Source organism: Isosphaeraceae bacterium EP7 (assembly GCA_038400315.1).
GTDB lineage: Bacteria > Planctomycetota > Planctomycetia > Isosphaerales > Isosphaeraceae > EP7.
This window is the reverse complement of sequence record CP151667.1, coordinates 3,659,892-3,686,693: the sequence shown is the minus strand read 5'-3', so window position 1 is coordinate 3,686,693 and position 26,802 is coordinate 3,659,892. Positions and strand designations below refer to the sequence as shown.

The following is a 26,802-nucleotide window of genomic DNA, read 5'->3' as shown; positions in this document are numbered from 1 at the left end:
TTCGGCCTGCAATTCTCGCCGCAGATTCGCGAATTAAACGACCTGATTCTGCGCCGCCCGGATGACCTGCTCCGGGTTGCCGGGTCGTCGATGCGGTGCTGGGTGACCGCCTCGTTGCTGATCAGCCTAATCCGGGCATACCGCCGCCGGAACGCCCTGACCCGTGCCCTGCAGCCATCTGCTGGCGACCCAGCGAGCGCGTTGCATATGAATAGGCCGCGTGGCGGGCCGATTCCGCACGCCCACAATTCGGAGTGACCTTCATCCACGGCGATCAAACGGCGTAGATTAGAAATACCTCGAAGAAGCCCTCTCGATGCTGGGCCCACCACACAATCGCTCCGAACGACATCCCCAGGCCGCTGCGGCCCGTCCCGGATGTCCGCTCTGCGCACACTTTCGCCGATTGAAACCGCACGATGTCCATCAATCCTCGCGAACAAGTCGCCCTGCTCCGCTCACTGGCCGAGTGGACGTTCCTCGGCGCGGCCGCCGGGGTGCTCTCCGGTTTGGCTTCGGCGGCGTTCCTGATCGCCCTGGAATGGGCGACGAACACGCGCGAGGCCGATCCCAGGCTGATCTGGCTGCTGCCGTTCGGCGGGGCGGCGATCGGGTGGGTTTACAACAAGGTCGGGCGGCAGTCGGAGGGTGGAACTCCGCTCCTGTTCGAGCGGATTCATACACGCGAGGGGGCAATCTCGTGGCTGATGGCCCCTCTGGTGGCGTTCGGTACCATCGGCACGCACCTATTCGGCGGCTCGGCCGGGCGGGAGGGGACGGCGCTCCAGATGGGCGGGAGCCTGGCCGAATCGCTGGGCAGGGTCATCGGGTTGCGGGAGGAAGACCGAAGGCTTCTGCTGATGGGGGGGATCAGCGGCGGTTTCGGCTCGGTCTTCGGCACGCCCGTGGCCGGGGCGTTCTTCGGGCTGGAAGTGCTCACCGTGGGCCGGATCCGCTATGACGGGCTGATTCCATGCGTCGTAGGCAGCATCGTCGGCGACATGACCTGCCGTTCGCTGGGCGTGGGCCATCACCAATACAACGCGGGGCCGACGCCGGCCTTTACTCCGTTGTTTATGCTCTGGGTCGCGCTGGCGGGGGTCGCGTTCGGGCTGGCGAGCCTGGCGTTTGCCGAGCTGACCCACGCGATCCAGAACGCGTTCCGGTTCGCCATCCGAGTTAACTGGATGCGGCCGTTCGTCGGCGGCCTGTTCGTGCTGGGGATGACGGAGTTGGTCGGCAACCGCGACCACCTGGGCCTGAGCCTGCCGCTGATCGATCGCAGCTTCACGCCCGGCGGCGTCTCGCTCTGGGCGTTTGCGTTGAAGCTGCTCTTCACGTCGATCACGCTGGGGGCGGGGTTCAAAGGGGGAGAAGTGACCCCATTGTTCGCCATCGGGGCGACGCTCGGCTCGACCTTCGCATGGGTGACCGGGCAGCCGACGGCCACGTTCGCGGCGCTCGGGTTCGTCGCCGTGCTCGCCGGCGCAGCGAATACCCCCTTGACCTGCGCCGTTCTGGGGATGGAACTCTTCGGCAGCGGGCTGGCCGCACCGCTCATGCTCGCGTGCGTCGTCAGCTACATCACGTCGGGGCACCGGGGGATTTACCCCTCGCAGCGCATCGACACCCCGAAGTCGTCGGCCATCACCATGCGGGCCGACCTCCCCGTGTCCGACGCCCATCACGGCGCCGTCCAGGTCGGGCCCGCCGGGGTCGTCCCGCTCGGCCGCTGGTCCCCCGCCCCCAACCCCGATTTCGGCGCCATCCCGGCCATCCCGCCCCTCGATTCGACCGAGTCCGCCTGAATCGAGCCTGGACGAATCACGTAGAATCAGACGGACGTGGGGACGACCCCACCCTTCCGGGGGATGCTCCCCGGTCCGGTCTCAAATCATTTGCGGGGACGACCCCGGACCACTCCTCACCTTGCAGGTGTCGCATGGCCTGGATCCTCCTCTGTGTCGCCGGTCTGCTCGAAGTCGCCTGGGCCCTTTGCTTGAAGGCGAGCAAGGGCTTCACCGTCCCCCTGGCGACGGCCGGATTCGTCGTCCTTTCCACCGCCAGCATCGTGCTGCTGGGCATCGCCATGAAGAGCCTGCCGGTCGGCACCGCCTACGCGGTCTGGACCGGCATCGGCGCCGTCGGCACCGTGCTGCTGGGCATCGTCCTGTTCGGCGACTCGGCCGACCCGCGGCGGCTGGCTTGCATGGGCTTGATCCTCGCCGGAATCGTCGGCCTCAAGTTCCTGTCGCCACATTGACGATTTTGATCAATATCGGGGCAGAGGGCGCCCGCCCGGGTCGCTCGCGGGCGGTGTCGGCCACGCCATTGCCTTTTCGATGAATCTCGTGCGTACGCCCCCACCGGGCGTGACGACGCCGACGTCACCCGCCGAAGCTCCCATCGTTGCGTTGATCCGGGTGTTCAAGCCCTGTGGAGTGAGCCGATCCATGCGCAAATCATTCAAGCCTGCCGTTGACGGGTTGGAACACAGGGTCGTCCTGTCATCGATCTCGACGTTCTTCCAGAACACCAAGTCCGACATCTCGAACCTCGTCTCCAAGAAGTCATCCACCATCAACGGCACGCTCGTGGGGCGTTACACCGTCGAGAAGGGGGCCATCAGCGACGCCGGCGACACCTACACGTTCAGCAACCTGAAGGGCAACCTCAACAAGCTGGGCAACTCCAAGGGCGTCGGCACGGTCTACTCGCTCGGCTTCGTCGACAAGGCGAGGGCACCCGGCGTGCTCAACATCACGTCGAACAAGGGGAACGTCGTCCTCGTCTTGAAGGGCCCCGAGCAGGTCGGCTTCTCGCCGCTGCCCAAGACCTTCAAGTACGTCGTCTCGGGCGGGAAGGGTGTCGGCGCCAACTTCAATAGCACGGGCATCGTCACGTTGAAGCTCACCCCCAAGGGTGTCGCCACGATCAGCATCCGGGCCGATTCCTAGCGGACGTCGCGTACGGCTTGCGGTGTCAGCCCAGGGTCTCGACGGGCCGGTCCTCGCGGACCTCGGCCCGGACCCGGGCGCCCCGCCGATCGGCCCCCTGGCCCAGGCGATCCTTGAGCCGCAGGAACGGGGTCTCGTAATAGCGAAAGCTCAGCTCGGCAACCAGGACCGTCAGCGCCAGGGACAGCACAAACGGGACGACAAACTGCGGCAGCGAGGCCCGCTTCACCAGCGCCGCCACGAGCGCGATCACGAACATGTGGTACAGGTACATCCCATAACTGATGACGCCGATCCGCCGGAGCCAATGCGCGCCGAACAGGAGGTTGACGGCCTGATCCTCGCGGACCACGCAGCTGGTAAGCAGCAGCGTCATGACCACCTGGATCAGTAGCCTGGGCCACCCCTGGAGGTCGCCGGGGATGTTGCACGCCCCGAACGCCGCGACCAGGAGCACCAGCGGCGTCCAGGGCCGGCCGAGCACCCGGACGACCGCGGCGTAACCTCGGGGCGCGTGCAGGACGTGGGCGACCAGCACGCCCAGGCAGATCGGAGTGAAGGTGATCTGGAACAGGTAGAGACGCCTGAGATCGCCCAGGTAGGCGTCCAGCAGGCCGAAGTTGATCGCCTGATTGACTCCCAGGACGACGACCAGGATGGGGAGAGCGGCCCGCGGAAACCATCGCTCGACCGGAGGCCAAGCCAGATAGAACTGCTCCTCCGTGGAGAGCGACCAGGTGAAGAACAGGACCGAGGAAGCCGGGACGAGGTTCGAGAGATAGGTCAACTGGTACGGCAAGTCGGCGAAGAACGACCGGGCCGTCGAGCTACCGGGCCGCAGGAGATAGACCAGGGCGAGGGCCGTGATCAGCCCGTAATAGATCGGGAAGATCCGCAGCGATCGACGGAGATAGAATCCAGGCAAGGAGATGCGGCCGACCCGATCACGCTCGCGGAGCAACAAGGTCACAATCAGGAAGCCGCTGATCACGAAGAAGAAGTCGACGCCCAAGAAGCCGTTATGAGATCCGGGCCACCACGCAAACCCCTCCTGGGAGTGGTGCCAGACCACGGCCACGATGCTGAAGAACCGGAAAATGTCCAGCGACGAGAAGTACTTCTGCGCCAGGTAGTCGGAGTGCGTCGGCGGTGGGTTCGTCATCGGGCTGCGGCTCTCTGGCGAGATGGAAACTCGAAGGCGAAGACCCGAACGCGATGCAGGGTCGAGAGATCCGGGACGCGGGACATCGCTTGGGCGGCGGGGGCGTATCGTAACGTCCCAATTGTTGCCCAGGCCAGTGGCTTCCGGCCTGCCTCTCCGGCTTCGTCTGACCGGCCTTTGATCCCGTCTTGGGTCGGTCGCCGAGGCGGTGAAACGCCGTTCGGTCGGGGACGCTCGGTCCTGGGCGAGGGGGTTGCCGTTGACCGAATCTGTAGAATCCCTAAAATTCGCCTCAAGTTGCGCCGTCGGGCTGTGTTTCGATGGCGAGTCGCGTTTGATCGAGGCGGGGCGGAATGTCCGACGAGTCGCACGAGAGTCTTGAGGCCGTCCGGCTGGAGAAGCTCCGCCGCATCGAAGCCATGGGCATCGACCCCTGGGGCCAGCGGTTCGACGGGCACACCCCCATCGCCCGGGTCCGCGAACTGCCCATCCCCGAGCCGGAGCCGGGCTCGACCGAGCAGGCCGGGCCCAAGGTGCGCATCGCCGGGCGGATCATGCTCAGGCGCGGGCAAGGGAAGGTCAACTTCCTGGAAGTCCGCGACTGGACCGACCGGATCCAGGTCTTCTTGGGCAAGAACCAGGTGGGCGAGGCGGGCTGGGCCCTGGCCGGAGAGCTCGACCTGGGCGACCTGATCGGCGTCGACGGCCGGCTCGGGCACACCAAGACGGGCGAGATCACCGTCTTCGCCGAGAGCCTGACGTTCCTGGGCAAGTGCCTGGCTCCGCCGCCCGAGAAGTGGCACGGCCTCACCGACCTGGAGCGACGAAGCCGCGAGCGGTACGTCGACCTCTCGCACAATCCCGAGAGCCTGGCGACGTTCCTCGGCCGGTCGAAGATCATCGCAGCCTTCCGCGGCGTGCTTGCCGGACGCGGCTACGTCGAGGTCGAGACCCCGACGATGCAGGCGATCGCCGGCGGCGCGGCGGCCAAGCCGTTCGTCACGCACCACAACACGCTCGACATGCAACTCTACATGCGCATCGCGCCCGAGCTGTACCTGAAGCGTCTGCTCGTCGGTGGCATGGAGCGGGTCTTCGAGATCGGCCGCGTCTATCGCAACGAGGGGATCAGCCCCAAGCACAACCCCGAGTTCACGATGATGGAGGCCTACGAGGCCTACGGCGACTACAACTCGATGATGGACCTGACCGAGGCCCTGATCCTGGGGGCCATCGAGGCCGTCGGCGGCGGACCGGTGCGGACCTGGGGCGAGCATACGGTCGACTTCACCGCTCCCTGGCCGCGCCGGACCTACGGCAGCCTCTTCGCCGAGCATGCCGGCGTCGCCATGAGCGACCGCGCCGGGGTGACCGCCAAGGCCGAGGAACTGGGCCTGAAGACGGCCGGCAAGGACCACGACCTGGTCGTCAGCGAGATCTTCGAGCAGGTGGTCGAGGACGCCCTCGGGGGCCCGATCTTCGTGACCGACTACCCCGCGGCGATCTGCCCTCTGACGAAGCGCAAGGCGTCGGACCCGTCGGTCGCCGAGCGGTTCGAGCTGTTCGTGCACGGCATGGAGCTGGCCAACGCCTACACCGAGCTGAACGACCCGATGCTCCAGCAGGAGCTGTTCACCAAGCAACTGGCCGGGCAGAAGGAGGAAGACTCGATGTCCAAGATGGACGACGACTTCGTCCGCGCCCTGAAGCACGCGATGCCGCCGGCGGGGGGCCTGGGGATCGGCATGGACCGACTCTGCATGCTCCTGCTGGACAAGTCGAGCATCCGCGACGTGGTCCTCTTCCCGCTGATGCGTCCCGCCCCGCCGGGCGCCTGACGCCCCGATTATTGCCCGCGCAGCCCCAGGCCGAAACCGAAGAACGAGGGACCGCAAGGACGCGCCCATGTTCAAATATTTCCTCTGCTGGCGTTATCTCCAGACCCGCTACATCGCCCTGGCCAGCGTGGTCAGCGTGATGCTCGGCGTGGCCACCATGATCGTCGTCAACTCGGTGATGGCCGGGTTCGCCGAGAAGATGCAGACTCGCCTGCACGGCGTCCTCTCCGACGTCATCGTCGAATCGATGGACATGGACGGCTTCTCGGACCATGAAGAGGTCCGCGCCCGGATCGACGAGGTCGCCGGCCGCAAGATCAAGGCCATGGCCGCGACCATGGAGACCGTCGGCGTGATGAAGTTCGAGATCGGCGGCGGCCAGCCGATCAGCCGGCCGGTGCAGATCATCGGCATCAAGCCCCTGGAACGCGCGGGCACCGGCGACTTCGCCGAGTTCCTCGTCGACGACAAGGGCAAGTCGATCGAGCCGAACTTCAAGGTCTCGGAAGAGTTCCGGATGGCCCACTCGCCGGCCGGGATGGTCCTGATGGACGAGCCCGACGACGAGCTCTTCGCCAACGACCTCCGCGAGCAGGCCCGCGAGCAGGTGCCCGACTTCGGCGCCATCGTCGGCTACGCCCTGGCGTCGATCCGCCCGCCCGGCTCGGACAAGGACCTGATCATCCTGCCCCCCGGGTCGAAGATTAACCTGGTCTTTCCCGCCTCGGGCAACAAGCCGAAACCCGGGTACGACTCCTACCCCGTGCTCGGCTACTTCAAGTGCGGCATGAGCGAGTACGACTCGCAGCACGTCTACGTCCCGCTTGAACAGCTCCAGTACATGCGTCTACTGGGCGACGGCAAGGGGAACGGCACGGTCAACCAGATCCAGATCAAGGCGATGCCGGGGGCCGATCTCGACGAGCTGTCGATGACCATCCAGGTCGCCCTGGAGCGTTTGCGCCCGGGCTATTTCCGGGTCTCTACCTGGGAGCAGAAACAGGGGCCGTTGCTGGCGGCCGTGGCCGTCGAGCAGGGGATCTTGAACCTGCTGCTCTTCTTCATCATCGCCGTGGCGGGCTTCGGCATCCTGGCCATCTTCTCAATGATCGTCGTGGAGAAGACCCGCGACATCGGCGTGATGAAGGCGCTTGGGGCGAGCACCGCTGGCGTCCGCCAGATCTTCCTCTTCTACGGCCTGCTTCTGGGCGCGGTCGGCAGCGGCGTGGGGATGGTCGGCGGGCTCCTGTTCGTCCGGTACATCAACCCGATCGAGGGCCTGCTCAGCAAGGTGATGGGGCGCAAGGTCTTCGACGACTCGATCTACTACTTCAACGAGATCCCGACCCTGGTCCGGTACCCGACGGTGCTCTGGATCGTCGGCGGGGCGATGTTCATCGCCGTGGCCGCCAGCGTCTGGCCGGCTCAGCGGGCCGCCAAGCTGCACCCGGTCCAGGCCCTCCGGTTCGAATGACGCCACCGAGGCGCCCCGACGCCGTGGCGCCCTCGACCCGACCGAACGATCGCCCCACCACCCTCAACCCGCACGGGAGCCAGTCAAGGATGACCAAGACCCACCTGTCGGCCACCGGACTGCGCAAGGCCTATCGCAAGGGCAAGGTCGAGCTGCCCGTCCTCCGCGGCGTCGACTTCGAGGTCGAGCACGGCGAACTGGTCGCCATCGTCGGCCAGAGCGGCTCGGGCAAGAGCACGCTCCTGCACCTGATGGGGCTGCTGGACGCCCCCGACAAGGGATGCGTCGAGCTCGACGGCAATCGGATCGACGACCTGCCCGACCGCCGACGCGACCTGATCCGCAACCAGACCTTCGGCTTCATCTTCCAGTTCTACCACCTGATGCCCGAACTCTCGGCGCTGGAAAACGTCATCCTGCCGCACATGATCCGCCACGGCTTCATGGGCTACCTCTCCCGGCGGAAGCAGATCAAGGCGCAGGCGACCGAGATCTTGGAGCGCGTGGGGCTGGGCCACCGGCTCTCTCACAGGCCCGCCGAGCTCTCCGGCGGCGAGATCCAGCGGGCGGCCATCGCGCGGGCCCTGTGCTCGTCCCCGGAGATTGTCCTGGCCGACGAGCCGACCGGAAACCTCGACGCCGCGACCGGTCAGGGGGTGCTGGACCTGCTGCGCGACTTGAACCGCGAGCGAGGGCTTACTATGATACTCGTCACTCACGACCTTCAAATCGCCCAGCAGGCCGACCGCATCGTCCGGCTCGCCGAGGGCCGGATCGAAGAGTTTGCCCCGGTCCTTGCCTGAACTTCAGGGAACGGGGCGACTTCCGGCCAGATCGGGCCGGCCAATCCGGATCGTTCGGCAAGACGCGAGGTGGCGAGCCGCGGGCGCGACGAGTATAGCGGGGGCCCGCCAAGGCGGCGGATGCCCCCCCGTCGAGTTGCCCGCCGGAGCCCGATTCGGATGAGCCTCAAGGTTTACATCGGCGGCAAGCTGTACGACAAGGCCGACGCCAAGATCAGCGTCTACGACCACGGCCTGCTCTACGGCGACGGAGTCTTCGAAGGCATTCGCGCCTACGCCGGCAAGGTCTTCCGCATGGAAGACCACGTCGACCGCCTCTATGACTCGGCCAAGGCCATCCACCTGGTCATCCCCATGACCAAGCAGGACATGGCCGAGGCCATCGTCAGCACGCTGAAGGTCAACAACCTCGTCGACGCCTACATCCGCCTGGTGATCACCCGCGGTGCGGGCAGCCTCGGGCTCGACCCCAGGCGCACCACCGACCCCCAGATCATCATCATCGCCGACGCCATCAGCCTCTATCCCCCGGAGCTGTATGAGCACGGCCTGAAGATCATCACCGCCGGCACACCGCGCAACCTGCCGGCGGCGCTCAACCCCCGGGTCAAGTCGCTGAACTACCTGAACAACATCATGGCCAAGATCGAGGGGACCAACGCCGGCTGCCTGGAAGCCCTGATGCTCAACCACAAGGGCGAGGTGGCCGAGTGCACCGGCGATAATATCTTCATCGTCAAGAAGGGCGAGGTTCATACCCCATCGGTCGCGTCGGGTATTCTCGAGGGGATCACCCGCGCCGCGGTCCTCGACCTGGCGCGAGAGGCCGGCCTGCCCGTCTTCGAACGAATCATGGACCGGCACGACATCTACACCGCCGACGAGTGCTTCCTGACCGGCACCGCCGCCGAGGTCATCCCCGTCGTCGAGTGCGACGCCCGCCCAATCGGCGACGGCATCCCCGGCCCCATCACCCGCGACCTCCTGAAGCGGTTCCACGCTTTGGTCCGCGGCCACGCCTGATCGCCGGGCCTGGCCAACGGCCCGGCCCGCAACGACGCGGGCCGGGCGACCCGCCGCCTCCCCCGACGCGAGGTTCGCCGACCATGATCGAGGTCAAGAAGATCCTGGCCCCCACGGACTTCAGCGAGCACGCGCGGGGCGCGGTCAAATGGGCCTGCCTGCTCGCCGAGAAGTTCGGCGCCGAGTTGCACCTGCTCCACGTCCTGCCCGAGGCCATCCCCGCCGGCCCCGACCTGATGCTCGCGCCCTCCGTTCCGCCCGACTTCTACGGCGAGTCGGAGGCCCGCGCCAATGAGGCCCTGCACAAGGTCATCGACCCCACCTGGGCCAATGTCCCCGGCGTTGCCATCTCCGTCCGCTGGGGTTCCGCCGTGGAGGGGGTCACCGACTACGCCGCTCAGCAAGGAATCGACCTCATCGTCGTCGCCACCCACGGCCGGACCGGCCTGAGCCACGTCCTGCTCGGCTCCGTCGCCGAGCGAATCGTCCGAGAAGCCCCCTGCCCGGTCCTCACCATCCGCATGAAGTAAGTCGTCGAGGCCGGGCCCGGACCATCCAAGGAGGCAGACGCCATGCAGCTTTCCAAGGCCGCTTCGGTGCAGCCGTCCAGGATCCGGGCCATCGCCGCCCTGGCCGACATCCACCCGGGCACCCTCCGCCTGTTCGTCGGCGAGGACACGCTCCCCACCCCCGACTTCATCAAGGCCGCCGCGCACCGGGCCATCGACGAGAACCGGACCTACTACACCCCCAACGCGGGCTATCCCGAGGTCCGCAGGGCCGTCGCCAATCGTCTGCTCGACCTGCACGGGGTGGAGGTCGACCCGACCCGGCAGGTGGTCGTCACGGCCAGCGGGATGAACGCGATCCTGCTGACGGTTCAGGCCGTGGTCGGCGCGGGCCAGTCGGCCATCGTGCTAACTCCGCTCTGGCCCAATATCACCGCAGCCATCCGCGTGGCCGGCGCCGATGCGATCGAGGTCCCGCTCGCGTTCGCGCCCGAGGGCTATTCGCTCGACTTCGACCGGCTTGAAGCCGCCGTGCGGCCCGACACGCGGATGCTGGCTCTGGCCAGCCCCGGCAACCCGACCGGCTGGACCGCGACGGCCGATGACTGGGCCAAGCTGATCGAGTTCTGCGAGCGCCACGACCTCTGGCTGATGGCCGACGGCGTCTACGAGCGAATCATCTTTGACGGCCGGGTTGCCCCCAGCCCGCTGGCCTGGCCCGAGGGTCGCAAACGCACGATCGTCACGCAGAGCCTCTCCAAGGCCTACCGGATGACCGGCTGGCGGCTGGGATACTCGATCTCCCCGCCCGAGATCGCACGGGTGATGACCGACCTTCAGGAGTTCGTCGTCAGCAACGCCCCGGGCATCATCCAGGAGGCCGCACGAGTCGCCCTGGACGACGGAGAACCCTTCATCGCCGAGGCCCAGGCCCGCTACACCAGGCACTTCCGCCTGACCGTCGACCGCCTGAAGGGCATCGAAGGCCTGACCTTGCCGATCCCGACGGGCGCCTTCTACGTCTTCCCCAGGCTCGAAGGGCTCACCGACTCGTTCGACTTCTGCGAGCGCCTGGTCCGCGAGCGCCTGGTCGGGATCGCCCCGGGATGTGCCTTCGGGATCGGCGGCGAGGGCCACGTCCGGATCTGCTTCGCCGTGGACGAGGCCACGCTGCTTGAGGCCCTCGACCGGTTCGAAGCCGGCTGGCTCGCGTACCGAGCGGGCCTCTACTCGAACTCGATCAAGGGGACATAACGCCGCAGCTTGGGCGTGAGCGCATCGGCCAGCGCGACGGGCTCGGGGAAGAGATTCCCGGGCCCGCCCGAGATCGCGAAGGCCATCGCCTCCTGGCCCAGATTCACCCGCAAGACCCCCAGCGGCACAGCCCGCCTCTTGGGAATCTTCTCGAACGCCGCGTGCAAGATCGCGTCGTCTTCCGGGCCGATCGGCTCTGGGGTCAGCTGGATGACCGTCATGGCCAGCGCCACGGCACGCTCGCCGGAGGCCCGCCAGGGTGCGAACGGGAACCGGCCGTTTGCCGCCAGGCTCAGGCGATTCAGCATCGCCCGGTGCCCCTCGGCGGTGCCCGCCAGGTCGAAAGGCTGGCGGACCACCGCGACGACCGACAGGGCCTGGCCCAGCACCGGGAACCAGTGCAGACGGACCGGCCGGCGGTAGTAGCGCAAAACGTCCAGCGCCGGCTCGCGGTATTCCTCGCCGTCCTCGGGCTTGCTGCCCATTTCGACGAGGATCGGGTCGATCAGGTCGAACAGGTCGGCCTCGGTCATCCGCGTTTCGCCTCGGCACGCCTGGCCAGCCGGGCAACTTGCCGGGTCTCGGCCGCCTCGTCGCGCCTGCGGTCGGCCTCGGTCTCCGACACAAGCGGCGGGACGACCTGGGGCGTCCCCCCCTCGTCGAACGAGACGTAGAGGGCGTACCCTTCGGCCACTTTACGCCGCCCGGCCCGGGCCAGCGGCTCGGCGAAGACCTCGATGCGGGCCTCGGCAGACGTCCGGCCCACCCAGGTCACCTCGGCCTGCAAATCCAGGCGTTCGCCGATGACGACCGGGGCCAGGAAGATCAGGGAGTCGATGGCCGCGGTGGCCACCTTCCCGCTGCCGACGTGGCGGATCACCGCGAGGGCCCCGCACTCATCGGCCAGGTGGAGGATGACGCCGCCGTGCAGCGACCCGAAGACGTTGGCCTGCTTCGGGTCGGTCCAGATCGCCAGGCTCGACCGCGACTCCGACGCAGGCCGGGCAGATGGATAAGTCATGACGCGAGTCGGTCCCTGACGGCGGGGCGGTTCAAGTCGGGACGGGGCGAGGGAACCTCGGCGGGCACCCGACTCCCCCGAAGGGTCGGCCCGCCATCATACTCGCCCGACCCGTCCCGTGGAACCGCCCCGGAGGACCGACCCTCCGGCCTCAGCCGTGCATCGGCGGGCGAACGCCCGAGATGCTCACGACCGAAGACATCCCGTCCAGCGCCGAGAGCTGGTCGATCGGCACGTAGCCCTCGATGACCTTGAGCCTCGCATCAATCGACTGAACCTGGAAGTTGATGGCGGAAAGGCTGGCCGCCACCGCCTTGGCGTCGCCCGTGACGCGCACGTCGACGAGCACCGACGTGCCCCTGACCTTCAGGCCCGAGGTGGAGCCGTCGAAGGCGATCTCGCTGCCTCCCTTGAGGTACGCCTGGTACTTGTCATAGAGCGTATTCAGGGCCGAGTTCGCCTTGGTCAGGGCGGTGGCCGTCTGGCCGGAATCGGGCTGCGGGACAGTCACGGCAGGAGCTCCACCGACGGGAACCGCGACGGCCAGCCCGGCGGGCGTGACGGCACGCGCGGAGGCAAGCCTCGCGGCGAAGGAGGCCGCCTGCCTCTCCATCACGACCTTGGCCGCGGCCACCGCCCGGCTGAAATTCGTGTTGTACATCCGGGGGGCGGGTTTGGACTTGGGCGGAGCGACGACGGCCGCCTGCGTGTGGAGACGGGCAGCCCGCACCGACGCGGCGTACAGGGCCTGCAAGGTGATGGAGGCCTGCGATGGCGTCTCGCGACGTTCGAGGGCCTCGACGGAGGCAACCAGGCTCGGGCGTCGGCGGGTGCGAGGGTCGCTCATGAGGTGATCTCCGGCGCGGCGTGTGGGCGACGCGCCCACGGCCCGGGGGGCGTGGGTCTGACGGATGCCGCGTTGCCCTTCATGGTGATCTAAGAATGTAGGCCCATCCCCCCCGCCGCGCCAAGGCCCCGCTGTCCGAGGGCCGGGCCCCGCCTTATGCTGGTCACCCCGCGTGGTCGTGGCCAACACGGCGAAGCACCCCGGGCCATGCCCGAACGGCCCAGCTCTCCTACTGATCAAGGCGACCGACTGATGGCGACGATCGTGCTGACAGACACAGCCCGGGGCATCCGGGTCGAGTCCCTTCACCTCTCACCCGGCGTTGGCGGCCTGCCCGGATGGGACGCCGGCTCGCTGACCAAGAGGACACTCCGAGGCGGGAAGTCCGACGGCGTCGACCTCGTCGAGGTCGACAGCGGCAGCCTCCGCCTGGCCATCCTCCCCACCCGGGGCATGGGGCTCTGGAAGGGGAGCTATCGCGGAGACTCACTCGGCTGGAAGTCGCCCATCACCGACGGCCCGGTCCACCCCGGCCTGGTCAACCTCGCGGGACTCGGCGGTCTGGGCTGGCTCGATGGCTTCGACGAGCTAATGGTGCGCTGCGGACTGGAGAGCGTGGGGCCTCCCTTCGCCGACGGCCCGTTCCAGCAGACCCTCCACGGCCGGATCGCCAATCTCCCGGCGCACTATTTAGCCGTCCACGTCGACGAGCAGTCACCGCATGACCTGGTCGTCGAGGGCCACGTCGACGAGTCTCGCCTGTTCGGCCCCAGGCTCCGCATGAAGACGACCGTCACGTTCAGGCCCGGGACAAATCGGGTGACGGTGCGCGACGAGTTCATCAACCTGAAGGACACCCCCGGCGAGCTTGAAGTGCTCTACCACTGGAATTTCGGCCCGCCCCACCTGGAGGAAGGGAGCCGCCTGGTCGCACCGATCCGGGCCCTGGCCCCGCGCGACGCGACCTCCGAGAAGGGCCTGGCCGACTACGAAACCTACGGCCCGCCCACCGCAGGATTCGCCGAGGAGGCCTTCTTCCTGAAGCTGCACTCCGCCGGGCCCGATGGCCGGACCCTGGCCATGCTGCGCAACAAAGGCGGCGACAAGGGCATCGCCTTGCGCTTCTCGCATGCGGAAATGCCGACCTTCACCGTCTGGAAGAACACAGGCCCGCTGGCCGACGGCTACGTGACCGGCCTGGAGCCTGGGACCAACTTCCCCAACCCCAAGCCCCATGAGCGCGAGAAGGGCCGGATCATGACGCTGGCCCCGGGCCAGTCGCACGTCGCCGAGACCGTCCTCGAAGTCCTCGACACGGCCGAGGCCGTCGCCCGGATCGCCGCCGAGGTCGCCGCCCTCCAGACGAAGGGCGAGCCGGTCGTCTACCCGCACCCGACCGAGTCGATCCACTCGGCCTGATCCGATCCGCTGCCCCCCGAAACGACCGAGGGCCGGCGACCCGTGACAGGTCGCCGGCCCTCGGTGCGTTCGACTTCGATCTCGTCTCAGCGACCGCGGCGAGCCGGGGGCTGCGGCGCGGGCAGGAGGCGGATCTCGGCGTTGTCGGCGTCGTAGGAGTCGATCTGGAGGAACTCCGCCGGGGCGTCCTCCTGGGGACGGATGAAGATCAGCATATCCCCGTCGGTCTCCAGCGCGTTGATCTCCTTGCGCTTGCGGTTGTTCAGGTACGTCGAGACGTCGGGATTGACCGTGATGTTGATCCGGCGAATGTCCTGCCTCTGCGAGGCCAGGGCCAGCAGCCGCATCACGTCGATGGACATGCTCTCGACGGTCTTCACCACGCCGGCGCCCGAGCAGTGCCCGCAGTCTTCGTAGACCGACCGCTTCAGGCTGGGCCTGATGCGCTGACGGGTCATCTCGATGATGCCGAAGGGGCTCATCCGCGCGATCTTGGTGCGAGCCCGGTCACGCTTGATCGCGTCACGCAAGGCCCGCTCGACTCCCCGGCGACTGCGCTCGTCACGCATGTCGATGAAGTCGTTGCAGATCACACCGCCAAGGTCACGCAGGCGGAGTTGGCGGGCGATCTCCTTGGCGGCACGCAGGTTCATCTCGTACGCCGTGCGCTCGGCATCGTTCTCGACCCGGAAGTTGCCCGAGTTCACGTCGATGGCGACCAGGGCCTCGGTCGGGTCGATGACGATCGATCCGCCCTCGGGCAGGGGCACCACGCGGCGCTGGATCTTGGCGATCTCGTCCTCGATGCCGTACTTGTGGAAGAGCGGCACCTTGTCGGAGTAGAGCTTCAGTCGATCGGCGTAGCGCGGCATGACGACCCGGAGGAACTCGTGGGCGCGTTCGAACGCGGCCGGCTCGTCGATCCAGATCGTGTCGATCTCGGAGTTGAAGATGTCGCGGATGGTCCGCGTGATCATGTCGGATTCTTGGTAGATGACGGCCGGCGTGCGGGACTTCTTGATCCGGCGGAGGATCACCTTCCAGAGGCGGAGCAGGTACGCCAGGTCGCGGGCAAGCTCGCGCTTGGTCCGGTCGAGCCCGGCGGTCCGGACGATGAAGCCGAGCCCCTTGGGCGGGTTCAGCTCGGTCATGATCTCGCGGAGCTTGCGGCGCTGGCCCTCGTCGGCGATCTTGCGCGAGACGCCCACGCGGTTCAGCCCTGGCATCAGCACCAGGTAGCGGCCGGGGATGCTGATGTAGGTCGAGAGGGTCGGCCCCTTGGTGCCGATGCTCTCCTTGATGACCTGCACGAGCACCTCGTCGCCCCTGCGGAAGATGTCCTGGAGCGGCGGCTTGTCGCTGGAACGGCCGCGTGCGGGGCGGCCGCCGGGGCCGGGGGCGCCTCGGTCGCCGCCGCGCGGGCGGGCCTCGACGGTGCCGCGAAGGCCCATCTCCAGCTCCAGCTCGGCGATCTCCTCGATCTCGCGGCGGATCTCCTCCTCGAGCTCGGGGTCGATCTCGTCGTCGGGCGACGCCACGGCGGCGACGTCGACCTCGTCGTCGAGCAGCAGGTCGTCATCCTCGTCATCGATCGGCAGGTCGTCGTCGAACTCGAAGTCGTCGGGCGAGGGCGCGACGCCGCGGGTGATGACCGGCGGGCGGTCTTCACTCAGGTCGTCGTCCCCTTCCAGGTCCAGGTCGAGGTCGGCGTCCTCGTCGTCGCCCCTCGAGACGGCGGGCGTCTCGCGCTCGTCGCGGGGCCGCTCGCGGCGACGTCCGCGGCGGCGACGGCGGCGGCGTCCGGCCTCGCCGCGATCGCCCCCGGCCTCATCGGTCCCTTCGCGGTCCTCGTCCCCCTCGGCCAGGGGACCTTCGGGCAGCTCGACATCCTGCTCGGCCCAGCCGCCAAACGGCGGGGGGGCCGGCTCGAAGGCGGGCTCGGGCGGGCGGGCCGATCGCATGCTGCGCGGGACGTAGCCGGGCTCGCCGGCGCGGTCGCTCAGCTTGCGGGCCGCCTCGCGATCACGATCGCGGTCACGATCGCGGCCACCGCGTTCGCGGGGCCGTTCGGGCTCAGGGGGGCGGACACGGGCGGGGGCGGCCGGCGTGTGGATCTCTTCGATCCGTTCGGCGGCAGGGGGCAGGCCGGCAGGCCTGGCCCGCTCGGGCAATGCCTCGCGCTCGCCGCCACGGGAGCGGATGGCGTCGCGGCCTCCCCTGCGACGAGGCTCGCGCGGTTCACGCGGCTCGGCGGGAAGCTCCGCTTCTTCGAAGGCCGGCTCGGTCGAGAACTCGGGCAGCGGGCGGACTTCCTCTTCATGCTCGGGCAGGGGCGCCGAACGGCCACGGCCACGGCCACGGCCGCGTCGGGGCTCGCGAGACGAAGCGGGAGCCTCGGGCTGGTCGCGATCCTCGGGCGTGTGGGACGCCTCGCGCACCGGCCGGGGGCGGAGCATCTCCTCGATCTCGGGGTCGATCGTCCGGGACGAGGGAGGAGGGGTGGCGGGCGCCTCGGGCCTGTTGCGGTTGGTCCGGCTCGGCGGCAGGTCGGCCTCGGACGGCTCGGGCTCGCGCCTGAAGGTCCGGCTCGGCGGCAGGTCGGCCTCGGACGGCTCGGGCGGGCGAGGGGCACGGGCGCGTGCGGGCGCCTGCGGCTCGGGCTCGCGGTCGGGCGTGGGCACCGGCGGCGGAGTTGGCCGAGGCTCGCGGGCCTGGGGCCGGCTGCGGGGGGTGCCGCGAGACCACGACGGGATCGGCTCCGGCTCTTCGAATGCCGGCGGCTCGACGCGTTCGGGCTCAACGACCGGGGCAGTCGTGGCGGCCACGGGCGGGGCGGCCGGGGCCTGCGGCGGGGGCGGGGGCTGGAGCGGCCGGGCCGTCGGCGTCCATTCGTCGTCGACGAGCCCCTCGCCAAATCGGCGGACCTCGGAGCGGTCGGGCCGGCGGCGGTCGGAGCGGTCGGGCCGGTCGCGATCGCGGCCGCGGGGCCGGTCGCCCCGGGGTCGCTCGCCGCGCGGGCGTTCTTCGCGGGGCCGCTCTTCGGGCAGAGGAGTGCCGTAGGGGGGGCGTTCCTCGACCCGGCCGGCGAGTCGATCTTCGGCCTCGCGGTCGCGCCTGGGCTCGCGGGACGGCGGCGGGGCGGGGGCGTCGTCGTCGAGCCGGCGATAATACTGGGGCTCGACGTCGGAGACGTGGAGGAAGCCGTTGCGGCCCACGGAGAAATCGACGAACGCCGCCTGGATGGCCGGCTCGAGGTTGACGATCTTGCCTTTATAGATGTTGCCCGTGAAGCTCTCGAGGCTGGTCCGCTCGACGTAGAGCTCTTCGAGCACACCGTCCTCGACGATGGCGATCCGGCATTCCTCCGGCTGGAGGACGTTGATGAGCATTTCTTTCTTCATGCGATCGATCTTTCTGGCACGATCGGGTTGATCTCGTGGCGGTTAAGGGCGGTTCTCCGCGTCCACGGCCCGGCCCCCGGCGACGATGAGCGTCGGGGGGGGCTCGCCGGCGGCGCTTGGCGGCGCCGGCTTCGGGGGGGCGGGCGGAGTCGGCCCGGACTCGGTGGGTGGCGCGAGGTCCATGTCGGTGCGGACCAGCACGCCGCCGGACCCTAGCAGGTCGCGCAGGCCGAGGGCGTCAAGCACCTCCTCGGGCCGAGCGGAGCCGCTGGGGGTCATCTTCAGGTGGATCTGGAGGGTCCCCTCGGGGTCGAGCTCGGCCCCGAGGACGAACGGTCGGAGGTCGGCCTCGATGTCGCGATCGGGCCTGCGGCGCACGAACGGCCAGCGGTCGCTGGCCAGCAGAACTTCGACCGACCGCGCGGCGACCTCGCGGCGATCGGCGGGGACTTGCAGCTCATAGCGAACTGAGGAGATCTGGACGGCCTTGCCGATAGGCACGTCCTGGGCCTCGAACCATTCGAGTCCGTCGGGGCTCTCCGAGGCGAGCAGCTCGCGCACCCGGTCTGCCCCCAGGGGCTCTTCCAGGTCGATGTCGACCACTTCGCGGCGGCCCTCGATGCCCAGGGCCAGGGCCAGGGCGAAGGCGATCTTCGGCCGGGGGTTGAATCCCTTCGACTGGGCCACCGGCAAGCCGGCGCGGCGCACCAGGCGCTCCAGGCAGCGCATCAGGTCATGATGGCTGACCAGGCGGAGGTCGCCTTGCTTGGCGAATCGGAGTCGCACCCGACTGAGGACCGACATGGGCGGCTTCCAGGGCCCCGCGGCGTCGCGATCGGTCGCGTCGCCCGGGGCGTGTCTCTTCTACAGGGGAGGCCGGGCCCCGCGCGGGGGCGGGTCGTCGGCCGGGGGGAGTCGCGCCCGCCGGCGTCGCGGCCGGGCCCGGCCGTTCGCGGCGGGGGCCCGGGGGTTCCCGGGGCGGGGGCGTCACGTGGTTGAAAAAGGGCAATCGATCCGGGCCGGCGTCCCTTCGGGTCGCGGGGCCTCCTCGCGAGGCGGCAATACGGGTCAGGCTCCTCGGCCGGTGGGTAGGTCCAGGTCGGGGGAGACGGCCGGGTACGACGAAGACGAAGGGGGCTGCGGGCTCGCCGCCAGCGTCGAGCCCAGCGAGGCGCGGAGCAGGACGTTCACCGCCTGCGCCGTGTCCTGGTCCAGGGCGCGGAGCGCCAGCGCCCGGGCCTCGTTCATTCGCAATCCGCGGACCACTCGCTTGACCTCGGGCAGTTGGTGCGGCGGCATGCTCAGGTGGCCCACGCCCAGGCCCAGCAGCACGGTCGTGTACAGCGGGTCGCCTCCCATCGCTCCGCAAACGGTCACGTCCAGGCCGCGACGGCGGGCGGCCTCCACGACCATCGCGATCAGCCGGAGCACGGCGGGGTCGGACGCCGAGTACAGGTCGGCCACGGTCTCGTCGGTCCGATCGACGGCCAGGGCGTACTGGATCAGGTCGTTCGTGCCGATCGAGAAGAAGTCTACCTCCTCGGCCATCTTGTCCGCCATCACGACGGCCGCGGGCACCTCGATCATGATCCCCAGCGGGAGGTCGGCGCGGGCCGGCACCCCCTCCGCGGCGAGCTCGACGGCCACGCTGTTGAGCAACGCCCGGGCCTGGCGGAACTCGGTCAGGGTGGTCACCATCGGCAGCATGATCCGCACGTCGCCCAGCGCCGCGGCCCGGAGGATGGCGCGGAGCTGGGGCCGGAACAGCTCGGGCTCGCGCAGCGAGAGGCGCAGGCTGCGCAGGCCCAGGGCCGGGTGACGGGCGTGCCCTCCGGGGTCTCCCCCCTGCCCGGCACGGAACCGGGCGACTTTGTCGGCCCCCAGGTCCAGGGTCCTGATCGTGACGGGCCGCCCCTGCATCGACCGGACCACCGCCTCATAATTAACGTACTGTTCTTCCTCGGTGGGGGGTCGCTCGGCGTTCAGGTAGAGGAAGTCGGTCCGGTAGAGGCCGATCCCCTCGGCGCCACGCGTCAGGCAGGCGTCGGCCTCGGCGGGGAACTCGATGTTACCGACGAGGTGGACCACGTGGCCGTCGAGCGTCTCGGCCGGCAGGTCGGACAGTCGGGTCAGCCGCTCGAACCGGGCGGCGCGTTCGGCGGCGGCCCGCCGATATCGGCCCAGGGTCTCCGCGTCGGGGTCGAGCACGACGAGGCCCTCGTCACCGTCGATGATCGCGGAATGCGACGCTTGGGCGCGGTCGAGGAAGCGCCCGAGCCCGACCACGGCGGGGATCTCCAGCGCCGCGGCGACGATGGCGGTGTGGCTGGCCATCCCGCCCGCCTCGGTGGCGAAGCCCAGGACCAGGGTCGGGTCCAGCTCGGCCGTCTCGCTGGGGGACAGGTCGTGGGTGAGCACCAGGCCCGGCTGGCCAAGGTTCGCGTGCAGCGGGCCGGCGCCGCGGCCGGAAAGGTGGTCCAGGATGCGCCGCTGGATATCGCGGACGTCGGCGGCGCGAGCGGCCAGGTGGCGGTCGCTGAGCGATTCGAGCCGGGCCGCGTAGCCGTCGAGGATCGAGTCGACGGCGTGCTCGGCGTCGACCTGATCGCGGCGGATCCGGGCCTCGGCCTCGTTCCTCAGGACGGGGTCGTCGATCATCCGGGCGTGCGCGGCGAGGATGTCGGCATATTGCGGGCCGATCCGTTGCCTGGCGTCGGTCTCGGCGGCCCGGGCCTCGGCCAGGGCTGCGGCGAGGCCGCGCCCCAGCCTGGCAATCTCGTCGGCGACGGCCCCGACGTCGATCGGCCGACGGGGGGGGCGGAGGCCCCGCGGGCCCAGGACGAGGGCCGGGCCGATGGCGATTCCCGGGCTGACGGCGACCCCTCGGAGGATCTGCATCGATTGCGGCTTCGACGTAGGGACGCGGCAAGAGCCGAGCCGGGCCGCCGCGCCCCGCTCGGTCGGGGCAAGTGCGGGGGCGGGGGACTCGCGGACTCTCTCGCTCGGGGCGCGGGCGGCCGCCGTGAGGGCGGCCACGGGCCTCATGAGGCGGCGTCCTTGTCGCTGCCCTCCTCGGGCTCGTGGAATCGGGCCGAGATCAGATCCGCCAGCGCATCGACGGCGGCCTGGGCGTCGGCGCCCCGGGCGACCAGCTCGATCTGGGTGCCACACTCGGCGGCCAGACTGGTCAAGTCTAGGATACTCTTCCCGTTGAACTGAGTCCCCTGATAAATCACGAGGATCTCGGACTGGTATTGATGCGCCAGCCGCACGAACTTGTCGGCCGGCCTGAGGTGCAGGCCGTACTCGTTGATGATCTCGACCTGGCGGCTGGCGACGGGGTCGTCGTGGCTCATCGGCGGCTCGATCGGCCTGGGATGGTTGGCGCGGCGTTGATCACCCGGCGGGGGACCCCCGCCGGGCCCGGAGCCGGAGGTCACGGCGAGCCTAGATCGATCTCGTCGAGCAGGTCGATCACGTCTTCTTTGGTCTTCGCATTCCGCAAGAAGCTGACGAACCGCTCGTCCTTCAGGTGCCTCGAGATGTTCTCGAGCGCCCGCAGGTGGTCGCCCGGCATGTTCGGCGGCGAGACGAGCAGGAACAGGATATCGACCGGGTCGCCGTCGAGGGCGGCGAAGTCGACCCCGCGACGCGACAGGGCCACCGTCCCCACGAGACGATCGACGGTCGGGTGCCTCGTGTGGGGAACCGCCACGCCCTGGCCGATTCCGGTGGAGCCGAGTTCCTCGCGGCTGAGGATCGCCCTGGAGACGCTATCCAGGTCGGCCGCCCCGATCCGCCCGGCCTCGTGCAGGCTCTGGACGATCTCGCGGATGGCGGCCTCTTTGGAGGTCGCCTGCAGGTCCACCAAGATCGCCTCGCGGACGACGAAATCCGAAAGCTTCATCCTACCCTCCCCGTCGCCTCGTAGGGCCGAATCGCCCCCGAGACGTCGCTCGCATCGGCCCGCCGCACGCCGAGAGGGGCGGCCGGGACGACACGTCGCGTGTAGAACTTCCCGGCTCCATCCCGACGCGGGAGGCACCGGGCACTGCCGGAGGGGCGTCGCCCTCGGCCCGCACGCTCGTCACACCGAGCTGGGAGGATCCGACAGCTCGGCCTCGGACGTGGCTTCGGACTCGGACGCAGCGGCGTCGGCCTCTTCGGCCTCGGCGGCCGCGTCGGCCAGGGCCACGTCGCCCTTATGGTTCTGGAGTCGTTCTTTGTATTTGCGTAGCTGGTTCTCGATCTTGTGGACACACTGGTCCATCGCCGCCTCGGGCGTTGGCGCCTCTTCGTGCGCCACGAAGTCGTGCTTGTGCTCGGCCGAGCAGAGGATTTCGATGTTCCAGGAATGCTTCCCCTGGTCGACGGCCACCTCGATCTCCATCAAGCGACCGAAGTATTTCGGCAGCTTCTCGGCCTTCTCGCGGAGATGGGCGAGCTGGCCCGGGGTCAGGCTACCGTGGCGTGTCGAGATCTCGATGTGCACCCATCCGCTCCTTGTCTGCGACTGCGCCGCACCGCGATTGCACCGGGGTTTCAAGGCCCTGTGTGATTCAAAGACTACCCCCCCGGCGACACCCCGGTCAAGGGGCCGACGCCCCCCCGGCCGGCGATTCGGCGGCCCGCCCCGGCCCTATCGCAACCGCCGCCGTTGCCGTATCTTCGACGCCCCTCGCCGGCCCGACCAGGGCCGGCTGGCCCGACCGCCGATGCCCCCCAGAAACCGGGAGCGACCCGCCCGTGTGGACGCAGAACTACGACCCGTTCGGGCTCTGGCCCCTCTCAACCCTGGCCGCGGCGCTGCCGGTGCTGGTCTTGCTAGGCCTGCTGGCCTGGGGCCACCTCCCCGCCTGGAAGGCCGCCCTCGCTGGGCTCATGACCGCCGCCGCACTGGCCGTCGGTGCCTTCGGAATGCCGCCACAGATGGCACTGGCCAGCGCCGGGGTCGGCCTGGTCTTTGCCCTATTCCGCATCGTCTGGCTTATTATCGCGGCCGTGTTTCTCTATGACATCGCCGTGGCAACCGGCCAGTTCGCGGTGATGGAGTCGTCCATCGCGGGACTCTCCGGCGACCGGCGGATTCAGGCGGTCCTGGTCGCCTTCTGCTTCGGCGCCTTCATCGAGGGGGCCGCCGGGTTCGGCGCCCCGGTGGCCATCTCGGCCGCCTTCCTCGTCGGCCTCGGCTTCCCCCCGGCCAAGGCCGCGCTTCTCTGCCTGATCGCCAACACGGCGCCGGTTGCCTGGGGCTCCGTCGGAATCCCGATCCGGACCCTCGCCCAGGTGACCGCGCTCGATATCGAGGCCCTCAGCGCCACCTCGGGCAGGATCCTCCCTCCCCTCTCGCTCATCATCCCCGCCTGGCTGGTCATCACGCTCGCCGGCTGGCGGGGGGCCCTTGGTATCTGGCCCGCCCTGCTCGTCATCGGCGGCACGTTTGCCTTCGTCCAGTTCGCCTGGTCCAACTTCGTCGGCTTCGAGCTCGTCGACATCGTCTCGGCGGTCGCCAGCCTCGCCGCCGGCGTGATACTCCTGAAGGTCTGGCGCCCCAAGGACCTCTGGCAATTCGACGGCGAGACCGGCCTCGCCCCCCATGCCCAGTCTCGCATCGATAATCCCTTGACCGCCGCCCGGGTCTTCAAGGCCTGGATGCCGTTCGCCGTGATGACCGTGGCAGTCCTGGCCTGGGGGACGCCTGCGGTGAAGTCGGCCATCGACCGGACGACATCGTGGAACCTGGAAATGCCCGGCCTTCACAAGGCTGTGGTCAAAGGACCGGCCGTCGGCGGGCCCGCGTCCCCGACTCGGGACGACGGCGAGAAAGCGATCCTCGAGATCGTCCCGGTCTCGGCCACAGGCACGGCCGTGTTCCTCTCGGCCACCCTCAGCGGGCTCTTGCTCGGCGTCTCGCCGGCCAGACAGATCCTGATGCTCGCGGCCACGACGAGGCGGCTTCTGCCCGCCTTCGGCGCGATCTTCTCGATGCTCGCGCTGGGGTTCGTTACGAAATATTCGGGCATGGACGCCGTGCTCGGCCTGGCCTTCACCCGGACGGGTGTCTGGCTCTACCCGCTATTCGGCACCCTGCTCGGCTGGCTCGGGGTGGCGCTGACCGGCTCGGACACGGCGAGCAACGTCCTCTTCGGCAACTTGCAGGTGATCACGGCGCGCAAGCTCGGCCTCTCGCCCATCCTGATGGCGGCGGCCAACACCACGGGCGGCGTGATGGGGAAGATGATCGACGCCCAGTCGATCGTCGTGGCCGCGGCGGCCACGGGCGAGCAAGGCCATGAGGGCCAACTGCTCCGGGCCGTGTTCTGGCACAGCCTGGCATTGGCCCTACTCGTGGGCGCCATCGTCTGGACGTTCGCCCACCTGACCCCCGGCCTCGTCGCCTTGCCGGCCGCGGCCCTCCCCTGATCGGGGCAAGCACGGCGGCGCCATCGACCACAACACGCGGCGACCCCGGCCGTCCCACAAGGTTGCGGACGGTCGGGGTCGCGTTCAATCACTCGCTCGATCGGTCCATCAAACCGGCCGGGAAACGGGCGTCTTCGGCGTCTTGACGCGTGAGACACTCACAAAGGCCGGTAGAACGGGGCGGTCGGGCCTCCAGAGGCACAGGAGCAGATCCTGGCCCGACCGCTCAGCTCCGGCTCCGGCCGTGCGAGAACGCACCTTCGACGCAGCCCGAACGCCCCTCGGGCGCCTCGCGGCTGATGCTGCCCCGGTCAGGGGCTTCGCTACTGTGTGGCGTGGCCCGGGTGGGCTGCGGGCTGTTGGGGGCCGGCTTGACGGCCTGGATGGTGCTGGTTCGCTTCGGACGGGATGCGATCGACATCGGGAACCTCCCCGCGCAACGCGGGAGAAACCGCGGAAGGCCCGATCCGCCCGTGACCGGGGGCCGGATGCCTTCCCGCGGCCGACCGTTTCCAATCGGCCGGCCGCCCGCCCGACCCGCACGGGGTCCGGGCGTCGGAGCCCCCGGAATTCCTCGACGCCGCCCGCCCGGTCGAGATGAGCCGGGTCGGCCGATCGCCAGATCTTCCGGATTCCTCCGCAATCATCCTAGCCCGCCGATCAATGGCGGGCCAGCGTGATTGCAAAAGTCCTCCGATCCGACTGATTGATCGGATGGACGGGCGATTGGTCGGTTGGACTGTCTCGCCCCATCTCGCTCACTTCGCGCCGGCGGCCACCCCGTCGGTCTTGACCTCGGCGGCCTTGGCCTTGGCGAGCCTGGCGCTGGCCCGGTTCTCGATCGCCGCCCGGCGACGCTCATCCAGCAGCTGCTTCTGGGAGGGGGTCAGCACCGCCTCGCATTCCTGCTGCATGGCCTTGCGGGCCTCGACGATCTGGGCCTCCAGCTCGTCGATCCGGGCGATGTGCGGGGCGCGGGCCTTGTAGATCATCTCGCGCTGATCGGGAGTCAAGCCGATCTGGCCAAAGTAGTCGGGCACGCGCCTGGCGGGGTCGAACTTGCGCACCGCAGTCTTCGACGTCTCCCCGGCCGGCTTGGGGGCGGGCTCCTGGGCGAAGAGGGGGAAGCAGAGCAGGCCCAGGGAACCCAGGCCCGCCAGCGCGGCGCGTCTCGCAAACCTCATCGCTCGTATCCCCGCAAAACAGGATGAAATCCGGTCAATCGAGGGGGCTCACACAACGAGCCTTCGGCCCGGCCGCAGAACTGTACGCCTGATTTCGACGGGGTGCCATAGCCCAGTCTCAAATTCAACATGAGCGGGGATGAAACACAACGCAATGTTGCGTGGAAGTGCCGGTGACCTCGACATCAAGAGAGTCCGGCCTCGCCATTTTGGCGGGCTCAGCACGGTTCAAGGCCCCGCAGCGGGTCGCCCGCTCATGACCCGGCCCGGTGGTACACCGTCGGCTCGACGGCGGGCAGGGAGAAGAGGCGATTGTGCAGCATCTGGCCCAGCGCCTCCGCGTCGCCGATGGTCAGGGCGGCCGGCGCGTGGTCGGCCTCGCTGCCCGGGGTGTCCGGATAGGTCTGCAAGAGACGAAGGCGGTCGATCAGCGGCGGATGGGTCGGGTCGTCGGCGGAGTCGGGGGCCACGCCCTGGGCCGGTGCGATCAGATTCCCCCGCATGGCGGCCTTCGACTGCTCGGGCAGGCGATGCCAGAAGGCCCTGAAGAAGCTGTAGAGGTCGGGCAAGTCGGGGCGATCGGGATCGTAGTAGGCCAGGACCTCGCGGAAGAGGGGCTGGACGATGGCAACCTTCACCAGGGCCGAGGCCGCCGCGGTCCCGCCGGCCACCGTCGCCGCGGCGCGGTCGGCGCGCACTTCCTGCCCCAGCGCGATCGGGCCGATCAGGCGGGAAGCCAGGCGATGACAGGCTCGCGCCCAGGCGGCCAGCGGCCCCCGGCGCGGGCCCCCCGAGCGCAAGGAACGGCCCAGGGCCTCGACGAACCGGGCCGAGGCCGCGGCGCGGGTCGCGTCGCCGTTGGCCAGGTGCGAGAGCTCGTGGGCCAGCATCGCGCGCAGCTCGCCCACGTCAAGCACGTCTAGCAGCGGCAGGCCGACCACCATCGCCTCGGACCGACGCCAGGCGAGCACCCCGCAGCAGGGCAGATACGTCAGCCTCAGCTCGCGGGGCGGCCGCGCCCCGAGTTGCCTGGACACGTCGGCGACCACCTCGAACAGCGGAGTCGCGTCGGCACGCGCAAGGACCGGCCCGAGGTCGGCGTCGGCATGCGCCGCGTCGGCGACGACCGGAACCCCGCCCATGACCTCCACGGCGCCGCTCCATGTGTCGATCTCGTCGCGCAGCCAGGCCCCCAGCACCGGGATGAAGCCGCCGCAGGCGAACAAGACCAGACCACCCAGGCACAGCCCCAATCGATAGAAAATTTCCAGGCCCCGCAGGACCAGGCCACGCCAGACCAGGCCGAGGTGGCCGATGGGCACCGCCACGGGGGCACCGGCGGGGTCGCCTCGCCTGCGGGCGCGAAACGACTCTCCACAGCCGGCGCAGGCCAGCCGGGGGCGGTCGGGCGACCCGCCCGGGATCGGCAGAAGGAGCCCGCCGCACGCCGGACATGGCAGCCCGCGCGGGGTGACCGCTCGCCCCAT

The 26,802-nt window shown here is 69.2% G+C and carries 24 protein-coding genes; 11 read left to right on the top strand and 13 right to left on the bottom strand.

Annotated features, from left to right (window positions below; translation table 11 throughout):
* Positions 1-419 precede the first annotated feature (419 nt).
* The 3 genes from EP7_RS14280 (at position 420) to EP7_RS14270 (ending at position 2,957) form a co-directional block, all read left to right on the top strand.
* The gene (locus tag EP7_RS14280) at positions 420-1,808 is read left to right on the top strand and encodes a chloride channel protein (protein WP_463521786.1); all 1,389 of its coding nucleotides are present in this window, start codon (positions 420-422) and stop codon (positions 1,806-1,808) included.
* Positions 1,809-1,942: 134 nt separating this feature from the next.
* Positions 1,943-2,263 carry a DMT family transporter gene (locus EP7_RS14275; protein ID WP_463521784.1) on the top strand — a complete coding sequence of 107 codons (321 nt, stop codon included), beginning with the start codon at positions 1,943-1,945 and terminating at the stop codon, positions 2,261-2,263.
* A 190-nt stretch (positions 2,264-2,453) separates the two neighbouring features.
* Complete coding sequence (locus EP7_RS14270) at positions 2,454-2,957, top strand: hypothetical protein (RefSeq protein ID WP_463521782.1); 504 nt, start codon at positions 2,454-2,456, stop codon at positions 2,955-2,957.
* Between the two features lie 25 nt (positions 2,958-2,982).
* Here the strand turns inward: EP7_RS14270 and EP7_RS14265 are convergent, their stop codons facing one another.
* A complete protein-coding gene (locus EP7_RS14265) occupies positions 2,983-4,119 on the bottom strand; it encodes an acyltransferase family protein (RefSeq protein WP_463521780.1) in 1,137 nt (378 codons plus the stop codon).
* A 353-nt stretch (positions 4,120-4,472) separates the two neighbouring features.
* On the opposite strand from EP7_RS14265, the gene lysS reads away from it, so the two are divergent.
* From lysS to EP7_RS14235, 6 genes are all read left to right on the top strand, one after another.
* The gene (gene lysS, locus EP7_RS14260; RefSeq protein WP_463521778.1) at positions 4,473-5,957 is read left to right on the top strand and encodes a lysine--tRNA ligase; all 1,485 of its coding nucleotides are present in this window, start codon (positions 4,473-4,475) and stop codon (positions 5,955-5,957) included.
* Positions 5,958-6,024: 67 nt separating this feature from the next.
* Entirely contained in the window at positions 6,025-7,431 is a 1,407-nt protein-coding gene (locus tag EP7_RS14255; RefSeq protein WP_463521776.1) for an ABC transporter permease, read from the top strand.
* An 89-nt stretch (positions 7,432-7,520) separates the two neighbouring features.
* Positions 7,521-8,234: an ABC transporter ATP-binding protein gene (locus EP7_RS14250; RefSeq protein WP_463521774.1), complete on the top strand. Its 714-nt coding sequence runs from the start codon at positions 7,521-7,523 to the stop codon at positions 8,232-8,234.
* A 159-nt stretch (positions 8,235-8,393) separates the two neighbouring features.
* Positions 8,394-9,257, top strand: a complete 864-nt coding sequence (gene ilvE, locus EP7_RS14245; protein WP_463521772.1) for a branched-chain-amino-acid transaminase — start codon at positions 8,394-8,396, stop codon at positions 9,255-9,257.
* Positions 9,258-9,340: 83 nt separating this feature from the next.
* Complete coding sequence (locus tag EP7_RS14240; RefSeq protein WP_463521770.1) at positions 9,341-9,787, top strand: universal stress protein; 447 nt, start codon at positions 9,341-9,343, stop codon at positions 9,785-9,787.
* Positions 9,788-9,829: 42 nt separating this feature from the next.
* Complete coding sequence (locus tag EP7_RS14235; RefSeq protein ID WP_463521768.1) at positions 9,830-11,020, top strand: aminotransferase class I/II-fold pyridoxal phosphate-dependent enzyme; 1,191 nt, start codon at positions 9,830-9,832, stop codon at positions 11,018-11,020.
* On the opposite strand, the gene EP7_RS14230 is transcribed toward EP7_RS14235, so the two are convergent.
* The 3 genes from EP7_RS14230 to EP7_RS14220 all read right to left on the bottom strand — a co-directional run bounded on the left by EP7_RS14230 (position 10,993) and on the right by EP7_RS14220 (position 12,888).
* Entirely contained in the window at positions 10,993-11,553 is a 561-nt protein-coding gene (locus EP7_RS14230) for a hypothetical protein (RefSeq protein ID WP_463521766.1), read from the bottom strand. The two genes, EP7_RS14235 and EP7_RS14230, sit on opposite strands and share 28 nt — an antisense overlap.
* Positions 11,550-12,041 (bottom strand): acyl-CoA thioesterase, encoded by a 492-nt coding sequence (locus tag EP7_RS14225; protein ID WP_463521764.1) that lies wholly within the window; start codon positions 12,039-12,041, stop codon positions 11,550-11,552. Before EP7_RS14225 ends, EP7_RS14230 begins: the two co-directional genes overlap by 4 nt.
* A 151-nt stretch (positions 12,042-12,192) precedes the next feature.
* The gene (locus EP7_RS14220) at positions 12,193-12,888 is read right to left on the bottom strand and encodes a hypothetical protein (protein WP_463521762.1); all 696 of its coding nucleotides are present in this window, start codon (positions 12,886-12,888) and stop codon (positions 12,193-12,195) included.
* 252 nt (positions 12,889-13,140) lie between these two features.
* Here EP7_RS14220 and EP7_RS14215 point away from each other — a divergent pair, with 252 nt between their 5' ends.
* A complete protein-coding gene (locus tag EP7_RS14215) occupies positions 13,141-14,307 on the top strand; it encodes an aldose 1-epimerase family protein (RefSeq protein ID WP_463521760.1) in 1,167 nt (388 codons plus the stop codon).
* Positions 14,308-14,393: 86 nt separating this feature from the next.
* Here EP7_RS14215 and EP7_RS14210 read toward each other — a convergent pair whose 3' ends face one another.
* The 6 genes from EP7_RS14210 to hpf form a co-directional block, all read right to left on the bottom strand.
* Positions 14,394-17,708, bottom strand: a complete 3,315-nt coding sequence (locus EP7_RS14210; RefSeq protein WP_463521758.1) for an Rne/Rng family ribonuclease — start codon at positions 17,706-17,708, stop codon at positions 14,394-14,396.
* Between the two features lie 42 nt (positions 17,709-17,750).
* Entirely contained in the window at positions 17,751-18,512 is a 762-nt protein-coding gene (locus tag EP7_RS14205; RefSeq protein ID WP_463521756.1) for a TIGR03936 family radical SAM-associated protein, read from the bottom strand.
* 264 nt (positions 18,513-18,776) lie between these two features.
* Positions 18,777-20,753 carry a phosphoenolpyruvate--protein phosphotransferase gene (gene ptsP / locus EP7_RS14200; RefSeq protein ID WP_463521754.1) on the bottom strand — a complete coding sequence of 659 codons (1,977 nt, stop codon included), beginning with the start codon at positions 20,751-20,753 and terminating at the stop codon, positions 18,777-18,779.
* Positions 20,750-21,064 (bottom strand): HPr family phosphocarrier protein, encoded by a 315-nt coding sequence (locus EP7_RS14195; protein ID WP_463521752.1) that lies wholly within the window; start codon positions 21,062-21,064, stop codon positions 20,750-20,752. Before EP7_RS14195 ends, ptsP begins: the two co-directional genes overlap by 4 nt.
* An 80-nt stretch (positions 21,065-21,144) precedes the next feature.
* Entirely contained in the window at positions 21,145-21,615 is a 471-nt protein-coding gene (locus EP7_RS14190; protein ID WP_463521750.1) for a PTS sugar transporter subunit IIA, read from the bottom strand.
* A 180-nt stretch (positions 21,616-21,795) separates the two neighbouring features.
* The gene (gene hpf / locus EP7_RS14185; protein ID WP_463521749.1) at positions 21,796-22,200 is read right to left on the bottom strand and encodes a ribosome hibernation-promoting factor, HPF/YfiA family; all 405 of its coding nucleotides are present in this window, start codon (positions 22,198-22,200) and stop codon (positions 21,796-21,798) included.
* Positions 22,201-22,454: 254 nt separating this feature from the next.
* On the opposite strand from hpf, the gene EP7_RS14180 reads away from it, so the two are divergent.
* Positions 22,455-24,131 (top strand): L-lactate permease, encoded by a 1,677-nt coding sequence (locus EP7_RS14180; RefSeq protein ID WP_463521747.1) that lies wholly within the window; start codon positions 22,455-22,457, stop codon positions 24,129-24,131.
* 226 nt (positions 24,132-24,357) lie between these two features.
* Here the strand turns inward: EP7_RS14180 and EP7_RS14175 are convergent, their stop codons facing one another.
* The 3 genes from EP7_RS14175 to EP7_RS14165 all read right to left on the bottom strand — a co-directional run bounded on the left by EP7_RS14175 (position 24,358) and on the right by EP7_RS14165 (position 26,802).
* Positions 24,358-24,552: a hypothetical protein gene (locus EP7_RS14175; RefSeq protein ID WP_463521745.1), complete on the bottom strand. Its 195-nt coding sequence runs from the start codon at positions 24,550-24,552 to the stop codon at positions 24,358-24,360.
* Between the two features lie 337 nt (positions 24,553-24,889).
* Positions 24,890-25,315 (bottom strand): hypothetical protein, encoded by a 426-nt coding sequence (locus EP7_RS14170; protein ID WP_463521743.1) that lies wholly within the window; start codon positions 25,313-25,315, stop codon positions 24,890-24,892.
* Positions 25,316-25,569: 254 nt separating this feature from the next.
* Positions 25,570-26,802 (bottom strand): M48 family metallopeptidase, encoded by a 1,233-nt coding sequence (locus tag EP7_RS14165; protein ID WP_463521741.1) that lies wholly within the window; start codon positions 26,800-26,802, stop codon positions 25,570-25,572.

Bases quoted from the DNA above. Each gene is read 5' to 3' on its own strand.
- EP7_RS14280 (WP_463521786.1), top strand. From the start codon at position 420: ATGTCCATCAATCCTCGCGAACAAGTCGCCCTGCTCCGCTCACTGGCC.
- EP7_RS14275 (WP_463521784.1), top strand. From the start codon at position 1,943: ATGGCCTGGATCCTCCTCTGTGTCGCCGGTCTGCTCGAAGTCGCCTGG.
- EP7_RS14270 (WP_463521782.1), top strand. From the start codon at position 2,454: ATGCGCAAATCATTCAAGCCTGCCGTTGACGGGTTGGAACACAGGGTC.
- EP7_RS14265 (WP_463521780.1), bottom strand. From the start codon at position 4,119: ATGACGAACCCACCGCCGACGCACTCCGACTACCTGGCGCAGAAGTAC.
- lysS (WP_463521778.1), top strand. From the start codon at position 4,473: ATGTCCGACGAGTCGCACGAGAGTCTTGAGGCCGTCCGGCTGGAGAAG.
- EP7_RS14255 (WP_463521776.1), top strand. From the start codon at position 6,025: ATGTTCAAATATTTCCTCTGCTGGCGTTATCTCCAGACCCGCTACATC.
- EP7_RS14250 (WP_463521774.1), top strand. From the start codon at position 7,521: ATGACCAAGACCCACCTGTCGGCCACCGGACTGCGCAAGGCCTATCGC.
- ilvE (WP_463521772.1), top strand. From the start codon at position 8,394: ATGAGCCTCAAGGTTTACATCGGCGGCAAGCTGTACGACAAGGCCGAC.
- EP7_RS14240 (WP_463521770.1), top strand. From the start codon at position 9,341: ATGATCGAGGTCAAGAAGATCCTGGCCCCCACGGACTTCAGCGAGCAC.
- EP7_RS14235 (WP_463521768.1), top strand. From the start codon at position 9,830: ATGCAGCTTTCCAAGGCCGCTTCGGTGCAGCCGTCCAGGATCCGGGCC.
- EP7_RS14230 (WP_463521766.1), bottom strand. From the start codon at position 11,553: ATGACCGAGGCCGACCTGTTCGACCTGATCGACCCGATCCTCGTCGAA.
- EP7_RS14225 (WP_463521764.1), bottom strand. From the start codon at position 12,041: ATGACTTATCCATCTGCCCGGCCTGCGTCGGAGTCGCGGTCGAGCCTG.
- EP7_RS14220 (WP_463521762.1), bottom strand. From the start codon at position 12,888: ATGAGCGACCCTCGCACCCGCCGACGCCCGAGCCTGGTTGCCTCCGTC.
- EP7_RS14215 (WP_463521760.1), top strand. From the start codon at position 13,141: ATGGCGACGATCGTGCTGACAGACACAGCCCGGGGCATCCGGGTCGAG.
- EP7_RS14210 (WP_463521758.1), bottom strand. From the start codon at position 17,708: ATGAAGAAAGAAATGCTCATCAACGTCCTCCAGCCGGAGGAATGCCGG.
- EP7_RS14205 (WP_463521756.1), bottom strand. From the start codon at position 18,512: ATGTCGGTCCTCAGTCGGGTGCGACTCCGATTCGCCAAGCAAGGCGAC.
- ptsP (WP_463521754.1), bottom strand. From the start codon at position 20,753: ATGAGGCCCGTGGCCGCCCTCACGGCGGCCGCCCGCGCCCCGAGCGAG.
- EP7_RS14195 (WP_463521752.1), bottom strand. From the start codon at position 21,064: ATGAGCCACGACGACCCCGTCGCCAGCCGCCAGGTCGAGATCATCAAC.
- EP7_RS14190 (WP_463521750.1), bottom strand. From the start codon at position 21,615: ATGAAGCTTTCGGATTTCGTCGTCCGCGAGGCGATCTTGGTGGACCTG.
- EP7_RS14175 (WP_463521745.1), bottom strand. From the start codon at position 24,552: ATGTCGATCGCATCCCGTCCGAAGCGAACCAGCACCATCCAGGCCGTC.
- EP7_RS14170 (WP_463521743.1), bottom strand. From the start codon at position 25,315: ATGAGGTTTGCGAGACGCGCCGCGCTGGCGGGCCTGGGTTCCCTGGGC.
- EP7_RS14165 (WP_463521741.1), bottom strand. From the start codon at position 26,802: ATGGGGCGAGCGGTCACCCCGCGCGGGCTGCCATGTCCGGCGTGCGGC.